The organism is Nocardia sp. 852002-51101_SCH5132738 (assembly GCF_001665695.1).
Lineage (GTDB): Bacteria > Actinomycetota > Actinomycetes > Mycobacteriales > Mycobacteriaceae > Nocardia > Nocardia nova.
This window is the reverse complement of the sequence record NZ_LZML01000009.1, coordinates 1-1,490: the sequence shown is the minus strand read 5'-3', so window position 1 is coordinate 1,490 and position 1,490 is coordinate 1. Positions and strand designations below refer to the sequence as shown.

Genomic DNA, 1,490 nt, shown 5'->3' with positions numbered 1-1,490 from the left:
CCCCGACCTCGGCCGCCCCGTCCTTGCCACCGACGAATCCTACAATTACACAACGGATTTCAGGCGCAGAACACTAGCCCAGGCGCCACTCCTTCGAAGTATCGACAACAGTCAAGAGACCGCCTGTCCCGCGCTTTCCGTGCTGGGCGAGAACGTGAAAGTTGCGGCGATGTGACCAGTTCTGGAAGTCGCCGACAACGACGAGCCGCCGACGGGCACGGGTGACAGCCACATTCAACAGATTGGGCGTCTTCGCGGCCCAGTCGCGCGATCCGTCCTGATCGGTAGCGGTGCCCAGCACCAAGATCACGATGTCGGCCTCTTTCCCCTGTGTGGTGTGGACCGTGCCGACTCGGTCCGCTCCCTTGGGAAACCTCTTGGCCACCGACTTCTGCAACGTTTGCGCAATGTCGCGGAACGGGCTGACGATGAATACGGCCGAAGCGAGGCGCCGGGCCAACTCATCGGCGCGCTCCGTATCGTTGACCGCCCATTCGGGCAGGTCCAGGCCCGCGTCGGCGAGTTCGTGGTCCATTTGACCGGAGATCCGCTCGACAATTCTGTTCAGCGTGGCGTCGACATACCTACCCTCCAACGGATTCCATTTACTTCCGCTCGGTCGAGCGCCGACGTCGAGCCACGTACTCTGTGTGAGCAATTCGAACGGCTTGCGTTCGGTGACGCCGTAAACCATCAGACCGTCGTACGCGATCTCGTTGCTGACCTCGAACATGAGCCGATCGCAGCGCCGGTGGACCCGAAGCGGTGACCCGACCCAGGTATACCCCGCATCGCCTGTGTTGGGAATCCAAGTGCCGAATCGATTGATTCGGTCCGCGAGTGACTGGACCGACGTGTTCTGCGGTGTCCATTGCGGGTCGACTCCGAAGTGCCGGCACAGGCGCTTCTGCCCCGACCAGGGAAGGTTCACGACCGGTTCCAGTTGGAGCGGATCTCCGACCATCACCGCGCGCTGTGATCGCCAGAGCGCACCGACCGCCGCCTGTGGCGCGGCTTGGCCTGCCTCGTCGATGAAAAGCCAGCCCAACGACTCGCGTCCGAGGGAGGCGAACATGCGCGACATCGAGGCAAAGGTTGTCGAAATCACCGGCACCACGAAGAAAATCATCTGCCACGCGGCGAGCTTGATCGCGGGTGGCAGATCGGAAGGTGCAGCACCGCTGACAACATCCATCGCTGCCAGGAGATTGCGCCGCGCGCGGGCCGGCTGAGTGGTGAGCGCTGCGCGATGCAAGTCCAACGCAGCGAGGAAGGCTCGTGATCGCGCGTCGGCGAATTCGGCATCCATCCACGGCGAGGACGTTTCGCGATACTCCATCGCGCCGCGATCGTCCGGATCGGCTGTCCATTCCGCTCCCGGTACAGAGCGGGGCCACCGGCGCCGCGCCTCATGGGACTGTCGGTGTTCCGGTGGATCTGATCTCGGTCCGATGAGTCGAGCCTGATGGCTCGGCAGGAAGGACCGACGA

Annotated in this window: 1 protein-coding gene; it reads right to left on the bottom strand. The window is 63.3% G+C overall.

Annotated features, from left to right (window positions below):
• Positions 1–73: 73 nt before the first annotated feature.
• On the bottom strand, positions 74–1,490 hold a 1,417-nt coding region (locus tag A5789_RS01265), incomplete at its 5' end, for a DEAD/DEAH box helicase (RefSeq protein WP_227463036.1).